The 2226-nt window shown below is 37.9% G+C and carries 4 protein-coding genes; 3 read left to right on the forward strand and 1 reads right to left on the reverse strand.

Features of this window, described 5'->3' with window-relative positions:
* From ACSHWW_RS14440 to ACSHWW_RS14450, 3 genes are all read left to right on the forward strand, one after another.
* On the forward strand, positions 1-384 hold a 384-nt coding region (locus ACSHWW_RS14440), incomplete at its 5' end, for a 5'-nucleotidase C-terminal domain-containing protein (protein ID WP_435683173.1).
* Between the two features lie 65 nt (positions 385-449).
* Positions 450-1361, forward strand: coding sequence for a bifunctional metallophosphatase/5'-nucleotidase (locus ACSHWW_RS14445; RefSeq protein ID WP_435683174.1), 912 nt, complete (start codon positions 450-452; stop codon positions 1359-1361).
* Positions 1362-1363: 2 nt separating this feature from the next.
* On the forward strand, positions 1364-1816 hold the full coding sequence (locus ACSHWW_RS14450; RefSeq protein WP_435683175.1) for a GNAT family N-acetyltransferase: 453 nt from the start codon (positions 1364-1366) through the stop codon (positions 1814-1816).
* Here ACSHWW_RS14450 and ACSHWW_RS14455 read toward each other — a convergent pair.
* A complete protein-coding gene (locus ACSHWW_RS14455; RefSeq protein WP_435683176.1) occupies positions 1813-2118 on the reverse strand; it encodes a hypothetical protein in 306 nt (101 codons plus the stop codon). The two genes, ACSHWW_RS14450 and ACSHWW_RS14455, sit on opposite strands and share 4 nt — an antisense overlap.
* Positions 2119-2226 lie beyond the last annotated feature (108 nt).

Below are 2226 nucleotides of genomic sequence, written 5' to 3' on the forward strand. Positions count from 1 at the left end.
TCTTCACGTACCGCTTATGAAGTCATGCCCTTTGAAAATTCTATAGTGGTGGCCGAACTAAAAGGCAGTTCTATATTGAAAATGGCGTCCTATTTGAGAGATTCCGGTCGTGCTCATCCAATAGCTGGATTACAATTAACATTAGACGCAGAAAATGAAATTCAGTCTATCTCCATCCAGGGCAAGCCTTTGGAAGAAGATAGAACCTATTATGTAGCAACATCAAACTATTTGGTAAATGGAGGTGACAGCATGGTCTTTTTTGAAGACGCTGTAAACATTACGAACACCGATTATTTGATTAGAAATGCGATGATTGACTATTTTAAGAAAACAGACACGCTCAAACCTGTTATTGACAATAGATTTATTAAACTGGATTAGCACCGAAAAACAAAACGTCACGGATGCGACAATTTACCGTCACATTCAACAAAATATATAGTTTTATGAACAGAAGAAAATTCATTAAAAACACGACGGCATCAACTGCGCTTGTTGGCTTGGGCGGACTTTCTTTAAGCTCTTGCCTTGGCGATGTAAAAAAACACATCACCATTTTACACACAAACGATGTGCACAGCCACATAGACCCTTTTCCTACAGATCATTCCGAGTTTCCTAATCTTGGTGGACTAGCAAGGCGCGCCACTTTGGTAGAGAGCATTAGAAAAGAAAACCCGAATACATTACTTTTTGATGCAGGTGATATTTTTCAGGGAACACCATATTTTAATTTTTATGGCGGTGAGTTGGAGTTTAAACTCATGAGCCTACTAAAATATGATGCGGCCACTATAGGGAACCATGATTTTGACAATGGTATTGATGGTTTATTGGCTCAGATGCCCAATGCCGATTTTGAGATGATCAACGCCAATTACGATTTTAAAAATACGGTCATGGACGGCCAGGTCAAACCATACAAAACTTATACTCTTGACGGAATTAAAATAGGAGTTTACGGTCTAGGCATTGAATTAAATGGCCTAGTTACCAAAAAACTGTACAAAGAAACGGAATACAACAATCCTATTGAAATTGCACAGGACACCGAGCGCGCATTAAAAAACGAAGAAAGTTGTGACCTTATCGTCTGCTTATCTCATTTAGGTTACGAATACAAAGACAAACAAAAGCCACATGACATTGCAATGGCTGCCGCTCTTGAATACACTGATTTAATTATTGGCGGGCATACCCATACTTTTCTTGACAAACCAACTATTGTAGAAAACAAATTAGGACGAAATGTTTTGGTTAACCAAGTAGGTTGTTTTGGTCTTAACCTTGGAAGAATAGACTTCTACTTTGATGGTTCAAAAAACAGTAATGCTTCCGGTGTAACTATAAATGTATAATTATGGTTAGAATTGAACGAACCACATGCATAAACGAACATTTCACTGGTCTGGTTGCCAAACTAGATGCTTATTTAAGTAATACCGATGGTGATGAGCACGACTTTTATCATCAATACAACGGAATAGAAAGCCTAAATCACGTGGTCATTGCTTATTTAAAAGATGTAGCAATAGGATGTGGAGCCATAAAAGAGTTCGATTCAGATTCGGTAGAAGTAAAACGCATGTATGTTTCCCCCGAAACACGAGGCCAAGGAATTGCCTCTTTACTTTTAAAAGAACTGGAAGAATGGGCAACTGAACTAAAATATAAGAATTGCATTCTAGAAACAGGCAAACGCCAACCAGAAGCTATAGCTCTTTACAGCAAAAATGAATACCAAGTCATACCTAATTATGGTCAATATAAGGGTATGGAAAATAGTGTCTGTTTTAAGAAAGAACTAACCTAATTAGGTTTTAACAAATACTCTGTAATTTCTTTTTGCTCCTGCCCTAACGAAATTTTCGGGAACGACCTTCCTGCCTTTCTATACCAATAGCCTGCGTTAAATTCATCACCTTCTACACGATGTAAATAGGCATGGATCCAACTACCCATTTCATTAAACATTTCTTGAGCAATATCATGAGATGCCTCCCAATTGTCATTCGCTGCAAACCACATGGCTTTCAGTGCTTCCGACCAATCCATTGGAGGGGTCGAACCAGTTAATGTTTGTTCAAAATCTTCGTAAGTCTTAGGTGTAGCCATCAATTTATAGTGTCATTTGTTCTTTCCTATACAAAAATACCTAATTTCGATTGAAATTAACCGTATGCTTTAATGGTTCAACTATCACGAAGCTTACTCCTTTGGAGA

It is taken from the genome of Nonlabens sp. (genome assembly GCF_051251825.1).
Taxonomy (GTDB): Bacteria; Bacteroidota; Bacteroidia; order Flavobacteriales; family Flavobacteriaceae; genus Nonlabens.